Below are 19634 nucleotides of genomic sequence, written 5' to 3'. Positions count from 1 at the left end.
AAACGTCTTTGGCCCGATATTGGTGAGGTCGGGAACAGCGTCCCGACGCGCGATGAGTGTTCGACATGGCCCGCAGGACATCCGGCGGCGACGCCCGCAACCCGCCGCCGACCGATCCACCGCCGACCGACCCGCCGCCGATCGCCCCATCGCCCATCGCGGGCGAGATCTGGGACATGAAGTACCGCCTGCGCGACGAGAGCGGCGCGCCGGTGGAGAAGACTGTGTCCGACACCCTGCGCCGCGTCGCCGATGCGGTCGCCGCGGCGGAACCGGCGAAATCCCGCAGGACCTGGGCGAAGCGCTTCCGCGAGACGCTTGAATCCGGCGCCTTCCTGCCGGCGGGCCGCATCCTCGCCGGCGCCGGCACCGGCCGCAAGGTGACGCTGTTCAACTGCTTCGTCATGGGCGCGATCCCCGACGACCTCGACGGCATCTTCACCAATCTGCGCGAGGCCGCGCTGACCATGCAGCAGGGCGGCGGCATCGGCCACGACTTCTCGACGCTGCGGCCGAAGGGCGCGCTGGTGAGGTCGATCGGCGCCGACGCCTCCGGCCCGGTGAGCTTCATGGAGGTCTGGGACGCCATGTGCCGGACTATTCAGTCGGCCGGCCACCGGCGCGGCGCCATGATGGGCACGCTGCGCTGCGATCATCCCGACATCGCGCTGTTCATCGACGCCAAGGCCGACGCCGCAAGGCTCAGGATGTTCAACCTCTCAGTCCTCGTCACCGACGCCTTCATGACGGCGGTCGAGGCCGACGCGGACTGGGACCTCGTCTTCGCCGGCACGGTGTACCGGACGGTCCGGGCGCGGGCGCTGTGGGACCGCATCATGCGCTCGACCTACGATTATGCCGAGCCCGGCGTGATCTTCATCGACCGGGTGAACGCCGAGAACAATCTCGCCTATTGCGAGACGATCCATGCCACCAACCCCTGCGGCGAGCAGCCGCTGCCGCCCTATGGCGCCTGCCTGCTCGGGTCGGTCAACCTGGCCCGCCTGGTCGTCGATCCGTTTGACGAGACCGCCCGCCTCGACACCGGCCGGTTGGCGGAGACGGTCGCCGTCGCCATCCGCTTCCTCGACGATGTCGTCGACATCTCGGGCTATCCGCTGGAGGCGCAGGCGAAGGAGGCCAAGGCCAAGCGGCGCCTGGGGCTCGGCGTCACCGGGCTTGCCGACGCGCTGGCCATGCTCGGCCTCGTCTATGGCCGCGAAGACGCTGCGAAGGCTGCTGGCGACTGGATGCGCATCATCCAGAATGCGGCCTATCGCGCGAGCGCGGAGATCGCCGCCGAGAAGGGCTGTTTCCCGCTGTTCGACAGGACGCAGTACCTGAAGAGCCCGACGGTCGCCCGCCTCGACCCGGATGTGCGCGCGGCGATCCGCGCGAACGGCCTGCGCAACTCGCACGTCACCTCGATCGCCCCGACCGGCACCATCTCGCTCTTTGCCGACAACGTCTCCTCCGGCGTCGAGCCGATCTTCTCGCTGTCCTACCGCCGGACCGTGCTGATGCCGGACGGCAGCCGCCGCGACGAGGAGGTGAGCGACTATGCCTGGCGCCTCTACCGGGCCAGGGCCGGCGGGGACGCGGCGGCCGCGCCCCCGGAGGCCTTCGTCACCGCCCAGACGCTCGATCCCGAAGCCCATCTCAGGATGCAGGCGGCGCTGCAGCCCTATGTCGATTCCTCGATTTCCAAGACCATCAACGTGCCGCGCGAGATCTCCTTCGAGGCCTTCAAGGACGTCTATGCTCGCGCCTACGCGCTGGGCCTGAAGGGCTGCACCACCTACCGGCCGAACCCGGTGACCGGCTCCGTGCTCAGCGTCGGCGAGGCGGTGCCCGCCGAGGGGGTGCCCGCCGAAGACAAGCAGGCGAGCCTGCCGCTGCCCGCCCCCGCGGTGCCCGTGGCGGGGCGGGAGGCGGAGCCCGCGGTTCCGCCCGAGGGCGCGGCCGTCGTGCGCCTGACCGAACCCCTGAAGCGCGACACGATCCTGCCGGGCTTCACCTACAAGCTGCGCTGGCCCGACACCGAGCACGCCTTCTACATCACCATCAACGACATCATCCGCGACGGCCGCCGCCGCCCCTTCGAGATCTTCATCAACTCGCGCAATGTCGAGCACTACGCCTGGACGGCGGCGCTGACGCTGCTGATCTCCGCCGTGTTCCGGCGCGGCGGCGACGTGTCCTTCATCGTCGACGAGTTGAAGGCCGTGTTCGATCCGCGCGGCGGCCACTGGATGAACGGCCGCTACGTGCCGAGCCTGCTCGCCGCCATCGCCGACGTCATCGAGAAGCACATGATCGACATCGGCTTCCTGGCGCCCTCACGGATCGGGACGGGCGCGCATCGCGGCGACCCGGGCGACAAGGACGCGCAAGCCGTGGTTCCCGAAGGCGCCGGCGCCACCTGCCCGCGCTGCGGTCATCCCAGCCTCTACCATCGCGAGGGCTGCCTCGCCTGCCTCGACTGCGGCTATTCGAAGTGCGCGTGACGGTCTGGTGAGGCTGGTATCACGTTTCGCCGAATTCCTGTGCGGTCGTGCCCGGACGCGTCCCGGCAATGACATGGAGTGGACGGAGCGATCTCTGCCCCGCCCTTCCCTGAGCCACCTGACGATTGACTCCGCCGCCAAACGGTGGAATCCATATTAGAACAAACATAGAACATTTGCCTTGTCACCGGGCGGCGACACCGCTCGCCCGGAACGGAGACCCATTGTGTCGAGCGCACCCGAACCCGATGCCCCGCCCGATGGCGACGCTGTTGCCGGTCGCGCGCTGACCGATCGCAACACCGTTGCCGATATCGGCGCCCTGCGCGCGCGCATCGCGCGGCTGGAGGCCGGATCCGCCCCCGGCGCGGCCGGGGCGCGCGCATCCGTCGCGCCGTCGGTGCCGCTCGGGGCCGCGGAGCTGGACGCCGTGCTCGGCGGTGGCCTGCGGCGCGGCGCGCTGCACGAGGTCCGCTCGGCGGATGCCGACGGGCCGCTTGCCTTCGGCTTCGCCCTGGCGCTCGCCGGCCGCCTCGCCGCGAACCGGCCAGCTTTGATCGTCACCACCGTCGACGGCGCCGGCGAATGGGGCCGACCCTACGGGCCGGGGCTCGCCGCCTTCGGCCTCGATCCGGACGGGCTGCTCTTCGTCGAGACGCGCCGACCGCGCGAGGCGCTGTGGGCGGCGGAGGAAGGGCTTGCGAGCCGGGCGCTGTCGGCCGTCGTCGCCGAAATCCGCGGCGACCCGGCCACCGTCGACCTGACCGCGACGCGGCGGCTGGCGCTCCGGGCCGCCCGGAATGGCGGCACCGCGCTGCTCGTGCGCCCCGGCACCATGGACGGCCTGAGCGCGGCGCGCACCCGCTGGCGCATCGAGCCCCTCGCCCTGGCCGGACCGGATACCGCCGCGTTCGCCCTGCCCCCACCCGCCTGGGCGGTCGATCTCGAACGCAACGCCACCCGCCCCGGCGGCCGCTTCGCCCTGACCTGGAGACCCGATGAACGCCTCTTCGCTTCCGCCGACGCCGGAGACATCAGGCCGGCGCTTCCTCGCCCTGCGCCTGCCGCGCCTGCCGGTGGAGCGACTCGGAAGGGAACCGTCGCGCAGGACACCACCGTCCTCCGCTTCCGCCGAACCGGCTAGCCTGTCGGGCGCGGGACCGCGTGCCACGATCGCGACCGTCGGCAACGCCACCCGGCTGACGGCGATCGACACGGCCGCCGCCGATGCCGGCCTCGAGCCCGGCCTGACGCTGGCCGACGCCCGCGCGCGCGTGCCGGCGCTGGACGCCGTCGAGGCCGATCCCGACGGCGACCGCCGCGCGCTCGAAGCCCTCGCCGAATGGGCCGGGCGCTATACCCCGCTCGTCGCCCTCGACGCCCCCGGCGGGACAAGCGGCCTCGTCCTCGACATCAGCGGCTGCGCCCATCTGTTTGGCGGCGAACAAGCGTTGCTCGGCGACCTGACGGGACGCCTCGAAGGGCGCGGCCTCACGGTGCAGGCGGCCGTCGCCGACACACCCGCCGCTGCCCGTGCCGTGGCCAGGACGGCATCCGGCACGGTCGTCCCGCCGGGCGGCAACGCGCGCGCCGTCGCCGGGCTGCCGGTGGCGATGCTCGACGCCGAACCGGAAGCCGTCTCGATGCTGGAACGGCTCGGCCTGAAGCGCATCGGCCAGCTCGTCGACATGCCGCGATCCACCCTGGCCGCCCGCTTCGGCGCGGACCTGCTCACGCGTCTCGACCGCGCGCTCGGCCGCGCCGACGAGCCGCTGTCGCCGCTCAGGCCGCCACCGGTCTTCCTCGTCGAGCGCGTCTTCGCCGAGCCGATCCGGCTTGTCGAGGATATCGAGCGGGTGGCGCGGGCGCTTGGCGAGGGCCTCGCCGAGCCGCTGTCGCGGCACGGCCAGGGCGCGCGGCGGCTGGCGCTCACCCTGTTCCGCGTCGACAACAAGGCCTTCCGCATCGCGGTGGGCCTGAGCCGGGCAAGCCGCGACCCCGCCCGCATGGCCGGCCTGCTGATTGAGCGCCTGGGCACCTTCGAGCAGGATCTCGATACCGGCGAGGGCATCGAGCGCGTCCGCCTCGCCGCCGAGGCCGTGGAGCCGTTGCAGGCCGCCCAGACCGCCGCCGGCGATCTCGCCGGAGAAAGCAGGGCGGAGGATGCCGAGGCGCTCGCCCGCCTCGCCGACCGGCTGACCGCCCGGCTCGGCCACACCCGGGTGGTGCGGCTGGTGCGTCACGACAGCCATATCCCCGAGCTTGCGGTCTCGGCACGCCCCGCCGTGGCCGGGGTCGGAGCAGGCGCCGCCCTATGGCCGCAGCCCGCCGCCGGGTGCGATCTCGGCCCCGGGCACGGCTCCGGAGACGACCCCGGGCGCGCGCCGGACCGGCCGCTGCGCCTGCTCGACCGGCCCGAACCCATCGAGGCGATCGCCGAGATACCGGACGGGCCGCCGGTGCGCTTTCGCTGGCGCCGCGTGCTGCGCCGCGTCGCGCGCATCGAGGGACCGGAGCGCATCGCCCCGGAATGGTGGGCCCCGAAACTGTTCAACGGCGAGGCCGAGGCGCTCACCCGCGACTATTTCCGCGTCGAGGACGAGGAGGGCCGCCGCTACTGGGTCTATCGCGCGGGCTTGTACGACCGCGAGGTGGTGACGCCGCGCTGGTATCTGCACGGGCTGTTCGGATGATGGCGCCGCCCTATGCCGAGCTTGCCGCGGCCACCAACTTCTCCTTCCTGCGCGGCGCCTCGCATCCCGAAGAGCTGGTCGACCGCGCCGCCGCGCTGGGGCTGGCCGCCCTCGGCATCGCCGACCGCAATTCGCTCGCCGGCGTGGTGCGCGCCCATGTGGCGGCGAAGGAGCGCAACCTCCGCATCGTCGTCGGCACCCGTCTCGTGTTCTGCGACGGCACCCCCGATATCCTCGCCTGGCCGCAGGACCGCGCCGCCTATGGCCGGCTGTGCCGGCTGCTCACTGTCGGCAACCGCCGCGCCGACAAGGGCGATTGCCGGCTGACGCTCGCCGATCTGTCGGAATGGGGTGAAGGGATCCTTCTGGCGGTGGTTCCCGGCGGCTCCAGTTACGACGGCTTATCTTTATTTGGAGAAAAAAAGACGCCGGCTAAAAATAAACTTTCTTTGCTCGAGACTACACTGCGGGAACTGGTCCGGCGCTTCCCCGGTGCCGTGCATCTCGCCGCCCGCTTTGCCTATGACGGCGATGACCGCAGAAAACTGGCGTTTCAGGCCGATCTCGCCGCGCGTTGCGGCACACCGCTGCTTGCCATCAACGACGTGCTCTATCATGCGCCGGGCCGCCGCCATCTGCAGGACGTAGTGAGCTGCATCCGAAATCACACGCCAATTCATAAAGCCGGCTTATTGCTTACGGCCAATGCCGAACGGTTCCTCAAGCCGCCGGCCGAGATGGCTCGTCTGTTCCGGAACTATCCCGAAGCCATCTCACAAATTTCCATAGTACTTAGCCATATATCTTTTTCTCTCGACGAACTGCGCTACGCCTATCCGGACGAACCCACCGGCACCGATCCGACGCCGCAGGCGGCACTGATCCGCCTGACCGAGGAAGGCGCCAGGCAGCGCTATCCCGATGGAACGCCCAATAAAGTACGCCACCTAATCGAATACGAGATCAAACTGATCGGCGAGCTCGACTACGCCCCCTATTTCCTCACCGTCCACGACATCGTCCGCTTCGCCCGCGCGCGCGGCATCCTCGCGCAGGGCAGGGGCTCGGCGGCCAATTCCGCCGTCTGCTTCTGTCTCGGCATCACCGAGGTCGATCCCGCCCGCATGGACCTGCTGTTCGAGCGCTTCATCTCGGCGGAACGGCGCGAGCCGCCCGATATCGACGTCGATTTCGAGCACGAGCGCCGCGAGGAGGTGATCCAGTACATCTACGAGAAGTACGGCCGCGCGCGCGCCGGCCTCGCCGCCACCGTCACCAGCTACCGCGCCCGCTCGGCGGTGCGCGAGGTCGGCAAGGCCTTCGGCCTGTCGGAGGATGCCGTCGGCGGGCTCGCCGGCGCGATCTGGGGCTGGTCGGACTCCGCGATCACCGAGACGGACGTGCGCCGCCGCGGCCTCGACCCCGCCGATGCCGCGCTGGCAAAGATGCTGGCGCTGTCGCGCGAGATCGTCGGCTTTCCCCGCCATCTCTCCCAGCATGTCGGCGGCTTCGTCATCACCAGGGACCGGCTCGACGAGACCGTGCCGATCCAGAACGCGGCGATGAAGGACCGCACCGTCGTCGAATGGGACAAGGACGATCTCGACGCGCTGGGCATCCTGAAGATCGACGTGCTGGGCCTGGGCATGCTGACCTGCGTGCGCAAGGCCTTCGACATGCTTAGGCGCCACTACGGCCGCGACCTGACGCTCGCCACCATCCCCGCCGAGGACCCCGCCGTCTACCGCATGCTGCAGCGGGCCGATTCCATCGGCGTCTTCCAGGTCGAGAGCCGCGCCCAGATGACTATGCTGCCACGGCTGAAGCCGGCGAATTTCTACGATCTCGTCATCGAGGTCGCGATCGTCCGGCCGGGCCCGATCCAGGGCGACATGGTGCACCCCTATCTGCGCCGCCGCCAGGGCCTCGAGCCGGTCGCGTTCCCGGCCCCGTCGCCCGAGCACGGCCCGCCCGACGAACTGGAAAAGGTACTCGGCAAGACGCTGGGCGTCCCCCTGTTCCAGGAGCAGGCGATGCGGATCGCCATCGTCGCCGCCGGCTTCACCCCATCGGAGGCCGACCGCCTGCGCCGCGCCATGGCCACCTTCCGCCGGGTCGGCACCATCGGCACGTTCCAGGCCAAGATGGTCGAGGGCATGGTCCGGCGCGGCTACGACCGCGACTTCGCCGAGCGCTGCTTCCGCCAGATCGAGGGCTTCGGCGAATACGGCTTCCCGGAGAGCCACGCGGCGAGCTTCGCCCTGCTGGTCTACGCCTCGGCCTGGCTCAAGTGCCACTACCCCGATGTCTTCGCCGCCGCGCTGCTCAACAGCCAGCCGATGGGCTTCTACGCCCCGGCCCAGATCGTCCGCGACGCCATCGAGCACGGCGTCCGCGTCCGCCCCGTCGACATCAACCTGTCCGGCTGGGACAACACGCTGGAACCCGAGGGCCCGGACACGCCGGACGAACATCTCGTGCCGCCACCCCCCTCTCCATCTCTCCCCCGCAAGGGGGGAGAGGGGCATATGCCGCCCGGCGATCCCGAAATTGCATCCCCGACGGACGCTGCTGGTCAGGGCATGAGTGAGATGCCCGCCACCATCGGCGACGCGGAACCCCCTCCCCCCGTGCGGGGGAGGGACGGGGAGGGGGGTCGCGAAGGCGGGGCCGCAAGTCCCGACTTCGCAGCGCATGGCCACGCCCGCTCCGCCGCGGCGCGTCTCCACCCCCTGCACGCCGACATGCGCGCCGATATCTGGTCGGACCACGCGATCCGGCTCGGCCTGCGGCAGATAAAGGGGATCGGCGAGGAGGAGGCGCGGCTGATCGAGGAGAAGCGCGGCGCGGGCTACGATTCGCTGCGCGACCTGTGGCTCAGGACCGGCCTGCCGGCCAGGACGATCGAACGGCTCGCCGATGCCGACGCCTTCCGCTCGATCGGCCTCGACCGACGCGCCGCGCTGTGGGCGGCGCGCGGCCTCGACAGGGGGCCTGCCGCCGGCGGAAAGACCGGACGCCTGCCGCTGTTCGAGGCGGCCGATCACGCGGAGCTGCGCCGCGAGCCGGATGTCGACCTGCCGCCGATGCCGCTCGGCGAGCAGGTGGTCAACGACTACCGCTTCCTCAAGCTCTCCCTGAAGGCGCACCCGACGAGCTTCCTGCGCCAGCGTCTCGCCCGTCTCGGCGCGGTGCGCCACGAGACCCTGCGGGCGACGCGGCCGGGCCGGCGGCTGACGGTCGCCGGCCTCGTGCTGGTGCGCCAGCGGCCGGGCTCGGCCAGGGGCGTCATCTTCATGACGCTGGAGGACGAGACGGCGGTCGCCAACGTCATCGTCTGGCCGAAGGTGTTCGAGCGCTTCCGCGCGCAGGTGATCGGCGCGCGCCTGATCGCCGCCACCGGGCGCCTGCAGAACGAGCAGAACGTCATCCACCTGGTCGCCGAGCGCATCGACGACCTGACGCCGCTGCTCGCCACCCTCGGCGACGACGGCACCGACCTGGAGGCGCTCGCCCGCTGCGACGAGGTGCGCCGGCCGGTTCCCGACATCCACGAGAAGGTCGCCCGCCGCTCCCGCCTCGGCCGGCTGCTCGCCGACGCGCCCGAGCTTGGCGGCGATCTGGAGAAACTCGCCCGGGCGACCCACGCCGTCCTGCCCAAGGGACGCAATTTCCACTGAAGCCGAGATTCAATCCGTCGCCAACTCGGACTAGGCTGCCAGCCGCCACAAATCCGGACCGCCCGCATGCGCCTTGCCACCTTCAACATCGAGAACCTCGGCAGCGACGACGACGATGCCGCCCCGATCGAGGAGCGCATCGCGGTGCTGAGGCCCCAGCTCGAGCGGCTGCGCGCCGACATCCTCTGCCTGCAGGAGATCAACGCCAAGAAGAAGGTCGCCGGCGTGCGCCGGCCGGTCGACCTGGTCCGCCTGATCGAGGGCACCGCCTACGCCGACTACACGCTCGACATCACCGCCGGGCTCAAGGGCAAGGGGCCGGCCGACGTCCACAATCTGGCGATCCTCTCGCGCTACCCCGTGCTGGAGCGCGAGGAGATCCGCCAGTCGCTGGTGACGCCGCCGACCTGGATCCGCACCACCGCCGAGCCGTGTGACACCGCGCCCTTCCCGGTCGGCTGGGACCGGCCGATCCAGCGCCTCGTCGTGGAACTGCCGGGCGGCACGCCACTCACGGTCTTCAACCTCCACCTGCGCGCGCCGCTGGCCGCCGCGGTGCCGGGGCAGAAATCCGGCCCCTTCGCCTGGAAATCGATATCCGGCTGGGCCGAGGGCTTCTTCCTGGCGGCCATGAAACGCAGCGGCCAGGCGCTGGAGCTGCGGCTGGCGGTCGAGCGGATCTTCGATGCCGATCCCGACGCCCTGATCGCGGTCTGCGGCGACTTCAACGCCGAGGATCACGACACCGCCCTGCGCATCGCCTGCGCGGCGGAGGACGATACCGGCTCGGGCCGCCTGGCGAGCCGGGTGCTGACGCCGGTGGAGCGCGGGCTTGCCGCCGATCGCCGCTTCACCGTGCTCCATCACGGCCGGCCGCAGGTCCTCGACCACATCCTGGCCAGCCGCGCCCTGTTCGGCCATCTCGACGAGGTCCGGATCCACAACGAGATGCTGGCGGACGAGCTCGTCGCCTTCGGCCGCATCGCGCAACCGCCGGAATCGCTGCACGCCCCGATGGTCGCGGAATTTTCGCTTTAGACGAACGGCATGGAGGTGCCCGGATCAAGTCCGGGCATGACGTGCAAAGGGCGCGAGCGCCTAGCCATCCCCCACGTCATTGCCGGGCATGACCCGGCAATCTCGGGCCGTATCACGCGCCTTCGCCGTGGAATTCGGCCTCTACGCGAACCACACGCGGCCGGTCCTGTGGCACGGCGCCCCCGGCGCCACGGACCGCGTGCCCTGGACTTGATCCAGGGCCCAGGCGACCGTGCCGCGCAACTCTCCCCTTGATACAGGCCCGTCCCTATGCCGCCTGCGCCGCCTTGAGCGCCTGCCAGACCCGTTCCGGCGTCATCGGCATATCGATATGCGTGATGCCGGCGGCGCGGTGCAGCGCGTCGACGACGGCATTGACCACCGCCGGGCAGGCACCGATGGTGCCTGCCTCGCCCGCGCCCTTCATGCCCAGAAGGTTGGTCTTGCACGGCACGTTGCGGGTCTCGAAGCCGATGTCCGGGATCACGTCGGCGCGCGGCAGGGCGTAGTCCTGCAGGGTCGCCGACAGAAGCTGGCCGCTCTCGTCGAAGACCGTGCGCTCCAGCATCGCCTGGCCGATCCCCTGGGCGATGCCGCCATGCACCTGGCCGGCGAGCAGCATCGGATTGAGCAGCACGCCGAAATCGTCGACCACCGTGTAGGAGACGATGTCGATATGGCCGGTGTCCGGATCGACCTCGACCTCGACCACATGGGTGCCGTTCGGATAGGTTGCCTCCGGCGGCGCCCAGCTGTCGGTCTCCTTCATGTCGTCGCCGTCCGCCGCCGCCTTTTCCGCGACCTCGGCGAAGCCCACCGCCCGGTCGGTGCCGGCGATGCGGATCGTGCCGTCGAGGAATTCCAGGTCGCCGACCGCGCTTTCCAGCATGTCGGCCGCCTTCGCCTTGATCCGCTCGCCGAGATTGACGGCGGCCACCGAGACCGCCGCGCCGCCGACCGGGATCGACCGCGACCCGCCGGTGAACGAGCCGTGCTCATAGGCATCCGAGTCGCCCTGCACCACGGAGATGTTCTGCGGATCGAGGCCGAGGCGTTCGGCGACGATCTGGGCATAGGCGGTGACGTGGCCCTGGCCCGTCGACTGGGTGCCGACGAAGACCGTGACGCCGCCGTCCCCGTTGAGCGCGACGCGGGCGGTTTCCGCCGCGCCGCCCGAGCAGGCCTCGATATAGGTGGCAAGGCCGATGCCGCGCAGCTTGCCGGCCTTCCGGCTCGTCCGCAGGCGCGCGTTGAAGCCAGTCCAGTCGGCCTGCGCCATCGCCTGGCGCAGGTGGCCGTCGAATTCGCCGGAATCGTAGACCTTGCCGGTCGGCGTCTTCCACGGCATCGCCGAGGGCGTGACGAAGTTCTTGCGGCGCAGGGCGTCCGGCTTGATGCCGAGCTCGCGCGCAGCCTTGTCGACCAGCCGCTCGATCATGTAGGCGGCCTCCGGCCGGCCCGCGCCGCGATAGGCGTCGGTCGGCACCGTGTTGGTGTAGACGCCGCGCACCCGCCCGTGGACGGCCTTGAACCGGTAGAGGCCGGGGATCATGCCTGCGCCGACATAGGGAACGAACGGCCCGAACTGGGCGAGATAGCCGCCCATGTTGGCCAGCGTGTCGACCCGCAGGCCCAGGAACCGGCCCTTGGCGTCGAGCGCCAGCTCCGCCCTGGTGAGGTTGTCGCGGCCGTGGCTGTCGGCGAGGAAATGCTCGCTGCGGTCGCTGATCCAGGTCACCGGCCGGCCGATCATCTCGGCGGCCACCAGCACCAGCGGATATTCCCGGTAGACGAACAGCTTGGTGCCGAAGCCGCCGCCGGTATCCGGCGTGATGATGTGGAACCGTTCCTTGTCGGCCTTGAAGATCATCCCGGCGAGGACGGTCTTGACCAAGCCGACGCCCTGCGAGCCGCAGATCAGTGTGTAGCGTTCGCTCTGCGGATCGTAGCTGCCGATCGCCCCGCGCGGCTCCATGTAGTTGGTGACGAGCCGGTTGTTGACCAGCTCCAGCGTGACGATCCTGTCCGCCTTGGCGAAGGCGGCGTCGGTCGCGTCCTTGTCGCCGACATGGGCGTCGTAGGCGATGTTGTTCTTGCGCGTCGGCCAGATCTGCGGCGCGCCGTCCTTCAGCGCCGCGGCCATGTCGGCCACCGCGGGCAGCTCCTCGTAGTCGACCATCAGCGCCTCGGCGGCGTCCCGCGCCTCCGCCGGCGTGCGCGCGACGACCATTGCCACCGCGTCGCCGACATAGCGCACCGTGTCGATCGCCAGGATCGGGAACGGCGGCACCTCGAGCTTGGAGCCGTCGGAATTCGGCGCCTGGCCGACGCAGGGGCTGGGGTTGAGGTGGGCGATGTCGGCGGCGGTCAGCACGGCATCGACGCCGGGCATGGCCTTGACGTCGTCGAGGTTCTCGATCCGGAAGCGTGCATGGCCGATCGGGCTGCGCACCAGCTGCGCCCAGGCGCTGCCGTCTGGAACCCTGTCGGCCAGATAGCTGCCCTTTCCGGTGATGAACGCGGAATCTTCCTTGCGTCGCAGCGAGGCGCCAATACCGAATTTCATGGGATATCCTGTCCCGCTCGTGGGAGCCGATGACCCAGAGGCTAGCGCCGGGCCGGGTTCACGGCAACACCGCCGGCGTACTATCGGGCAACCCGAGGCGCGCCGGAACTTTCATAGGTTCACGTTCAGACGTATCGAAACACCAGGACCGCCCAGACGATGGCGATGGCGAGCGGCGCCCACAGCGGCGGCCCCATCAGCCCGAGCCAGGCCAGGAAGATGAAGGCCGAGCCGAGCAGCGAGATGAACAGCCGGTCGCCACGGGTGGTATCGAGGCCGAGAATGCCGTGCCGCGGCGCCCCGCCCGGCGACTTCAGCTCCCACACCGTCATCGTCACCAGGCACAGCGCGATGAAGCCGAAGAACGCCGCCGTCGGCCACGTCCACGCCATCCAGCTCAGGCCCATCGTCGCCTCCCGCTCAAACCCGCCCGAGGGCGAAGCCCTTGGCGATATAGTTGCGCACGAAATAGATGACGAACGCGCCGGGAATGATGGTCAGCGTTCCCGCGGCGGCCAGGAGGCCGAGCTCGTAGCCCGATGTCGAGGCCGTGCGTGTCATCGTCGCCGCGATCGGCTTGGCGTCCACCGCCGTCAGCGTCTTGGCGAGCAGCAGCTCGACCCAGGAGAACATGAAGCAGAAGAACGCGGCCACGCCGATGCCCGCGGCGATCGTCGGAATGAAGATGCGGGTGAAGAAGCGGCCGAACGAATAGCCGTCCACATAGGCGGTCTCGTCGAGCTCCTTGGGTACGCCCGACATGAAGCCTTCGAGGATCCACACCGCCAGCGGAATGTTGAACAGCGTGTGCGCCAGCGCCACCGCCAGGTGGGTGTCGAACAGGCCGACCGCCGAATAGAGCTGGAAGAACGGCAGCGCGAACACCGCCGCCGGCGCCATGCGGTTGGTCAGGAGCCAGAAGAACAGGTGCTTGTCGCCGATGAAGCGATAGCGCGAGAACGCGTAGGCCGCCGGCAGCGCCGCGCCGACCGACAGCACCGTATTGATGGTGACGTAGATCAGCGAGTTGACGTAGCCCATGTACCAGGTCGGGTCGGTCAGGATCTTCTCGTAGTTCTCCAGGGTGAAGTCCGCGGGCCACAGCGTGAACGAGCCGAGGATCTCGTTGGTCGTCTTGAACGACATGTTCACGAGCCAGTAGATCGGCAGCATCAGGAACAGGATGTAGAGGGTCGGGACGAGGAAGCGCATCTGTCTCATTGCCAAACCTCCCTCACTGCTGCGGCTCGTTGCGCATCATCAGGGTGTAGAACACCCAGCTCAGAAGCAGGATGATCAGGAAGTAGATCAGCGACATCGCCGCCGCCGGCCCGAGATCGAACTGGCCGAGCGCGATCTTGACGAGGTCGATCGACAGCAGCGTCGTCGCGTTGCCGGGCCCGCCGCCGGTCAGCACGAACGGCTCGGTGTAGATGTTGAAGGAGTCCATGAAGCGCAGCAGGATCGCGATGGTCAGCACGCGCTTCAGCTTGGGCAGCTGGATATAGCGCAGGATCGCCCAGCCGCGCGCGCCGTCGATCTTGGCGGCCTGATAGTAGGCGTCGGGAATGGAGACCAGGCCGGCGTAGGTGAGCAGCACCACCAGCGACGTCCAGTGCCACACGTCCATCAGGATCAGCGTGAACCAGGCCGAAAGGGGCTGGCGGGTATAGTTGTAGTCGAAGCCCAGGCCATTGAGCATGCGGCCGAGCAGGCCGATGTCGGGCAGCGCGAAGATGTTCCAGATCGCCCCGACCACGTTCCACGGGATCAGCAGCGGCAGCGCCATCAGCACCAGGCAGACCGACACCCACGGCCCCTTGCGCGGCATCGCCAGCGCGATCGCCACGCCCAGCGGCACCTCGATGACCAGGATCAGGAAGGTGAACAGCATCTGCCGGCCCAGCGCGTCGTGGAAGCGCTCGGATGTCAGCACCTGCTCGAACCAGATGATGCCCGACCAGAAGAAGGTGTTGTCGCCGAAGGTCTCCTGCACCGAGTAGTTGACCACCGTCATCAGCGGGATGATGGCGTTGAAGGCGACGAGCGCCACCACCGGCAGCACGAACAGCCAGGCCTTCTGGTTCTCGGTCTTGTTCATCGCTCCAGCCTCATTCCACGATCCAGCCGTCGGCGTAGACCTGCGTGTGCGCGGGGTCGAAACGCAGATGCGCCGCCTCGCCGGGAACCTCGACGCCCTCGCCGATCAGCAGCTTGATCTTCGTGTCGGCGTGCACGGTGTCGACGATGCGGTAGCGGCCGGCGTCGCTGACCTTGGTGATCCGCACCGGGATGCCGCTGTCGGAAAGGCTGACGAATTCCGGGCGGACGCCGAGTTCCAGCCGCCCCGCGCCGCCCGTCCAGGCCCGCGCGTTGTTCGTCTCCACCGCCAGCCCGTCGAGATAGGCCGTTCCGTCCCGGACCTCGCAGGGCAGCACGTTCATGCCGGGCGAGCCGATGAAATGGCCGACGAAGGTGTGGCGCGGCCGCTCGAACAGGTCCTGCGGCGCGCCGATCTGCACCACCTCGCCCTCGTTCATCACCACCACCTGGTCGGCAAACGTCAGCGCCTCGGTCTGGTCGTGGGTGACGTAGATCATCGTCACCCGCACCCGCTGGTGCAGCTCCTTGAGCTTGGAGCGCAGCTGCCACTTCAGATGCGGATCGATCACCGTCAGCGGTTCGTCGAACATGATGACGTTGACGTCGGAGCGCACCAGCCCGCGCCCCAGCGAGATCTTCTGCTTGCCGTCCGCGGTCAGGCCCGCCGCGCGCCGATCGAGCGTGTCGGTCAGGTCGAGCATGCCGGCGATCTCGCGCACGCGGGCATCGACGTCGGCTTCCGCGACGCCGCGGTTGCGCAGCGGAAAGGCCAGATTGTCGTAAACGCTCATGGTGTCGTAGACGACCGGGAACTGGAACACCTGGGCGATGTGGCGCTTGTCCGGCGGCAGCGCGGTCACGTCGGTGCCGTCGAACAGCACCTGGCCCTCGGTCGGCTGCAACAGTCCCGAGATGATGTTGAGCAACGTCGTCTTGCCGCACCCCGACGGCCCGAGCAGAGCGTAGGCACCGCCGTCCTGCCAGTCGACGTCGAGGCGCTTGAGCGCCCAGTCCGCCTCGCTCGCCGGATTGGCGAGGTAGCTGTGGCGCAGCCCCTTCAGCGTGATCTTGGCCATCGCTCCGCTAGCCCCTCATGACGCCACGAGGCGGCCGTCGGCCGCGAACAGCATCGCCCGGGAGACGTCGATGAACAGCGGCGCGCGCGAACCGACCTCGAAGGGATGGATGCCGTGCGATTCCGACACCCAGGTCGCCTCGCCGACGCGGAAATGGATGACGCTCTCCGATCCGCTCAGTTCGGTCACCAGCACCCGGCCCTCGATCGGCACCGGATGATCCCCCCGCTCCGCCGGGGTGACCTGGTGGGGCCTGACGCCCAGCACGTAGTCCCCGTCCGTCAGGTCCGCCTGCGGTCCCGTGGCCTGCCAGGTCGCCGCATCTCCCAGTGTGAACGTGTGTCCCGCCTTGCTCACCGGCGCCACGTTGATCGGCGGGTCGGAGAATACCTTCGCCGTGGTCAGGTCGCGGGGATGGCGATAGAGCGCGGCGGTCGGCCCGAATTCGGTGACACGGCCCTCGAACAGCGTCGCCGTGTGCCCGCCGAACAGGAGCGCCTCGGTCGGCTCGGTCGTCGCGTAGACGACGATCGCCGCGCGGTTCGAAAACAGCCTCGGCAGTTCGTCGCGCAGCTCCTCGCGCAGCTTGAAGTCGAGATTGGCGAGCGGCTCGTCGAGCAGCACCAGGTCGGCGTCCTTGACCAGCGCGCGGGCGAGCGCGGTGCGCTGCTGCTGGCCGCCCGACAGCGCGCCGGGGCGCCGGTCCAGCATCGGCGTCAGCTTCAGAAGCGCCGCCATCTCGCGCACCCGCGCGTCGATGTCGGCCTTGCCGACGCGGGCCACCCGCAGCGGCGAGGCGATGTTCTCGTAGACCGTGAGGTTCGGGTAGTTGATGAACTGCTGATAGACCATCGCCACGTTGCGCTTCTGCACGGGCATGCCGGTCGTATCGACGCCGTTGAACCAGACCGAGCCGCTGGTCGGCCGGTCGAGCCCCGCCATCAGCTGCATCAGGGTCGTCTTGCCTGCCAGCGTCGTGCCGAGCAGGATGTTGAAGCTGCCCGGCTCGAGCGTGAGGTCCGTCGGATGGATGTGAACGTCCGCGCCGACGCGCTTGGTCACGTTCCTGAGTTCAAGTGTCATGGCCGTCGACAGCGTTGCTTGAGGAAGCGCTAGGGCGCAACCCCGTAGGGCGGTGGGGACGGGACGCATGCCGGGATGCGTCCCGGAGATACGTCCCGTCCGGTCGACGGCGTCTGGCCGTCGGGAGGATCGCCGTTCCGGTCCGGCGACCGGCCGATGCGCCGGCCGCTGGCCCGGTTTTATCGGGGCCCTGTTATTGGGCCGCCCAGCGCGCGGTCAGCTCGTCGTACGAGATGGTCTCGCCCTGCGGCTTCTCGTTGTCGAGCTTCGCCGCGGGACCGTCCGGCTTGCCGAGCCAGTCGGACGGGTCCTTGGCCTCGTTCAAGCGCGGTCCGCAGCCGCCATAGGTGTTGTTGGCTTTGTCGGCGGCTTCCATGCGGGCCATGATCTGGTCCATCTCCCCGGCCAGCCGGTCCATCGCCTCCTGCGGCGTGAACGCGCCCGAGTTGACGTCGCCGATCTGCTGCCACCACAGCTGTGCGAGCTTGGGATAATCCGGCACGTTGATGCCCGTCGGCGTCCACGCCACCCGGTCCGGCGAGCGGTAGAACTCGACCAGGCCGCCCAGCTTCGGCGCGCGTTCCGAGAACGACTCGTGGTTGATCGTGGAGTCGCGGATGATGGTCAGGCCGACGTGGCTCTTCTTGGTATCGACCGTCTTGGAGACCACGAACTGGGCATAGAGCCAGGCCGCCTTGCGCCGGTCGACCGGGGTCGACTTGAACAGCGTCCACGAGCCGGTGTCCTGGTAGCCGAGCTTCATGCCCTCCTTCCAGTAGGGCCCGTGCGGCGAGGGCGCCATCCGCCACTGCGGAGTGCCGTCGTCGTCGACGGTGTTGTTGCCCTCGCTCTTGGGCGCGACCATGTTGGCCGTGAACGCGGTGTACCAGAAGATCTGCTGGGCGACGTTGCCCTGGGCCAGCGCCGGCAGCGACTGGTAGAAGTCGTAGTCGGCGGCGCCGGGCGGGGCGTACTTGCGCAGCCATTCGTCCCATTTGCGGATCGCGTAGACCGAGCCGGGCGCGTTGGTGCCGCCGCCGCGCGCGACCGAGGCGCCGGACGGATTGCACGAGCCTTCCTCCATGCGGATGCCCCACTCGTCGATCGGCCGGCCGTTCGGCAGGCCCGGCGAGGTGGAGCCGGCCATCGACAGCCAGGCGTCGGTCATGCGCCAGCCGAGATCCGGCGCGCGCTTGCCGTAGTCCATGTGGCCGTAGACGCGGACGCCGTCGATTTCCTTGATGTCGTTGGTGAAGAACTCGGCGATGTCCTCGTAGGCCGACCAGTTCACCGGCACGCCGAGGTCGTAGCCGTACTTGGCCTTGAACTTCTCCTTGATGTCGGGACGGTCGAACCAGTCCTTGCGGAACCAGTACAGGTTGGCGAACTGCTGGTCGGGCAGCTGCCAGACCTTGCCGTCCGGGCCGGTGGTGAACGAGATGCCGATGAAGTCCTCGATGTCGAGCATCGGGTTGGTGACGTCCTGGGCCTCGCCGTTCATCCAGTCGGACAGGTTCACCGCGCTCTGCAGACGCGAATGCGTGCCGATCAGGTCGGAGTCGTTGATATAGGCGTCATAGAGGTTGCGGTTCGTCTGCATCTGCGTTTGAACCGCCTGGACCACTTCGCCCTCGCCGAGGAGCTGGTGGTTGACCTTGATGCCGGTGATCTCCTCGAAGGCCTTGGTCAGGGTTTCCGATTCATAGGTGTGCGTCGGGATCGTCTCCGACAGCACGTTGATTTCCATGCCCTGGAACGGCTCCGCGGCCTTGATGAACCATTCCATCTCCTTCATCTGCTCCTCCTTGGAGAGCACCGAAGGCTGGAACTCGCTGTCGATCCACTTCTCCGCTTCCGCCATGCCGGCGAAGGCCGGGCCGGACAGCGCGAGAAGGGCCGTGGCTGCTACGGCAGCCATCATTTCGCGTTTCATTGGCTTCCTCCCATGTGGAATGCCAAAAAACTATCAAACGAAAGAAACCGAACGTCAATACGAAAATATCGTTGTTTTATTGGCTGGTTTAGCGAAAAATATTGAGGCGCTAACCGGCAATTTCGCACATGCGAAAATAACCGAAAGGAATGGAAATGCAGCCACTTACGCCGCGTCAGGCCGACATCCTGGGCCGCGCACGGCAGGTCGGGCGCGTCGAGGTCGAGGGGCTTTCGCTTCAGTTCGACGTCACCCCGCAAACCATCCGCAAGGATCTGAACGAGCTGTGCGAGCGCCGGCTCCTGCAGCGGATCCACGGCGGCGCCATCTATCCGTCGGGCGCGTCGAACTACGCTTATGACTCGCGCCGCATGCTGGCCGCCGAGGAGAAACGGCGCATCGGCATACGCGCCGCATCGCTCATTCCCGACAACGTCTCGATCATGCTCAACATCGGCACCACGACGGAGCAGGTCGCCCGCGCACTGCGCCTTCGCGAAGGCATCATGGCGATCACCAACAACATCAACGTCGCCCATATCCTGCGCGAGGCGCCGTCCGGCGAGGTGGTCATCGCCGGCGGCCTGGTGCGCAAGTCCGACGGCGGCATCGTCGGCGAGGCCACCGTCGACTTCATCCGGCAGTTCAAGGTCGACTACGCGGTGATCGGCGCCTCGGCGATCGATCTCGACGGCACCATACTCGACTACGACTACCGCGAGGTGCGGGTCGCCCGCGAGATCGTCCGGCACGCCCGCCAGACCATTCTCGTCGCCGACGCCATGAAGTTCGAGCGCAACGCGCCGGTCAGGATCGCCCATCTCTCCGACATCGACGTGCTGGTAACCGACCAGGCGCCGCCCGAGCCGATCGCCGAGATCTGCCGCGAGGCGCAGGTCCGCATCGAGGTCGCCGGGGTCGACACCGTGGAAGACACCGGCGAGGCGGCCTGAGC

At 68.8% G+C, this 19634-nt stretch carries 13 protein-coding genes; 6 read left to right on the top strand and 7 right to left on the bottom strand.

The genetic code is table 11. The features are described 5' to 3' along the window. Positions 1-65 precede the first annotated feature (65 nt). The 5 genes from MUB46_RS10370 to MUB46_RS10350 all read left to right on the top strand — a co-directional run bounded on the left by MUB46_RS10370 (position 66) and on the right by MUB46_RS10350 (position 9918). Positions 66-2507: an adenosylcobalamin-dependent ribonucleoside-diphosphate reductase gene (locus MUB46_RS10370; RefSeq protein ID WP_315902729.1), complete on the top strand. Its 2442-nt coding sequence runs from the start codon at positions 66-68 to the stop codon at positions 2505-2507. Positions 2508-2733: 226 nt separating this feature from the next. Beyond that, positions 2734-3651: an ImuA family protein gene (locus tag MUB46_RS10365; RefSeq protein ID WP_261615824.1), complete on the top strand. Its 918-nt coding sequence runs from the start codon at positions 2734-2736 to the stop codon at positions 3649-3651. Beyond that, positions 3584-5200: a Y-family DNA polymerase gene (locus tag MUB46_RS10360; RefSeq protein WP_261616056.1), complete on the top strand. Its 1617-nt coding sequence runs from the start codon at positions 3584-3586 to the stop codon at positions 5198-5200. The genes MUB46_RS10365 and MUB46_RS10360 overlap by 68 nt, the downstream gene beginning before the upstream one ends. Continuing rightward, positions 5197-8880 (top strand): error-prone DNA polymerase, encoded by a 3684-nt coding sequence (locus MUB46_RS10355; protein WP_261615823.1) that lies wholly within the window; start codon positions 5197-5199, stop codon positions 8878-8880. Before MUB46_RS10360 ends, MUB46_RS10355 begins: the two co-directional genes overlap by 4 nt. Before the next feature lie 66 nt (positions 8881-8946). Then, a complete protein-coding gene (locus MUB46_RS10350; RefSeq protein WP_261615822.1) occupies positions 8947-9918 on the top strand; it encodes an endonuclease/exonuclease/phosphatase family protein in 972 nt (323 codons plus the stop codon). 268 nt (positions 9919-10186) lie between these two features. Here MUB46_RS10350 and MUB46_RS10345 read toward each other — a convergent pair whose 3' ends face one another. The 7 genes from MUB46_RS10345 to MUB46_RS10315 form a co-directional block, all read right to left on the bottom strand. Further along, entirely contained in the window at positions 10187-12484 is a 2298-nt protein-coding gene (locus tag MUB46_RS10345) for a xanthine dehydrogenase family protein molybdopterin-binding subunit (protein WP_261615821.1), read from the bottom strand. Positions 12485-12609: 125 nt separating this feature from the next. Beyond that, the gene (locus MUB46_RS10340; RefSeq protein WP_261615820.1) at positions 12610-12891 is read right to left on the bottom strand and encodes a DUF2160 domain-containing protein; all 282 of its coding nucleotides are present in this window, start codon (positions 12889-12891) and stop codon (positions 12610-12612) included. Between the two features lie 13 nt (positions 12892-12904). Next, positions 12905-13705 carry a carbohydrate ABC transporter permease gene (locus MUB46_RS10335; RefSeq protein ID WP_261615819.1) on the bottom strand — a complete coding sequence of 267 codons (801 nt, stop codon included), beginning with the start codon at positions 13703-13705 and terminating at the stop codon, positions 12905-12907. 13 nt (positions 13706-13718) lie between these two features. Further along, positions 13719-14585, bottom strand: coding sequence for a carbohydrate ABC transporter permease (locus tag MUB46_RS10330; RefSeq protein ID WP_261615818.1), 867 nt, complete (start codon positions 14583-14585; stop codon positions 13719-13721). Positions 14586-14595: 10 nt separating this feature from the next. Further along, positions 14596-15663, bottom strand: coding sequence for an ABC transporter ATP-binding protein (locus MUB46_RS10325; protein ID WP_261615817.1), 1068 nt, complete (start codon positions 15661-15663; stop codon positions 14596-14598). Between the two features lie 15 nt (positions 15664-15678). Further along, complete coding sequence (locus MUB46_RS10320) at positions 15679-16746, bottom strand: ABC transporter ATP-binding protein (protein WP_261615816.1); 1068 nt, start codon at positions 16744-16746, stop codon at positions 15679-15681. A 193-nt stretch (positions 16747-16939) separates the two neighbouring features. After that, positions 16940-18679: an ABC transporter substrate-binding protein gene (locus tag MUB46_RS10315; protein ID WP_261615815.1), complete on the bottom strand. Its 1740-nt coding sequence runs from the start codon at positions 18677-18679 to the stop codon at positions 16940-16942. A 155-nt stretch (positions 18680-18834) separates the two neighbouring features. Here MUB46_RS10315 and MUB46_RS10310 point away from each other — a divergent pair, with 155 nt between their 5' ends. Beyond that, positions 18835-19632: a DeoR/GlpR family DNA-binding transcription regulator gene (locus MUB46_RS10310; RefSeq protein WP_261615814.1), complete on the top strand. Its 798-nt coding sequence runs from the start codon at positions 18835-18837 to the stop codon at positions 19630-19632. Positions 19633-19634: the final 2 nt, after the last annotated feature.

This window comes from Microbaculum marinisediminis (assembly GCF_025397915.1).
GTDB lineage: Bacteria > Pseudomonadota > Alphaproteobacteria > Rhizobiales > Tepidamorphaceae > Microbaculum > Microbaculum marinisediminis.
The sequence above is the reverse complement of the archived record's forward strand: the minus strand, read 5'-3'. Positions and strand labels throughout refer to the sequence as shown.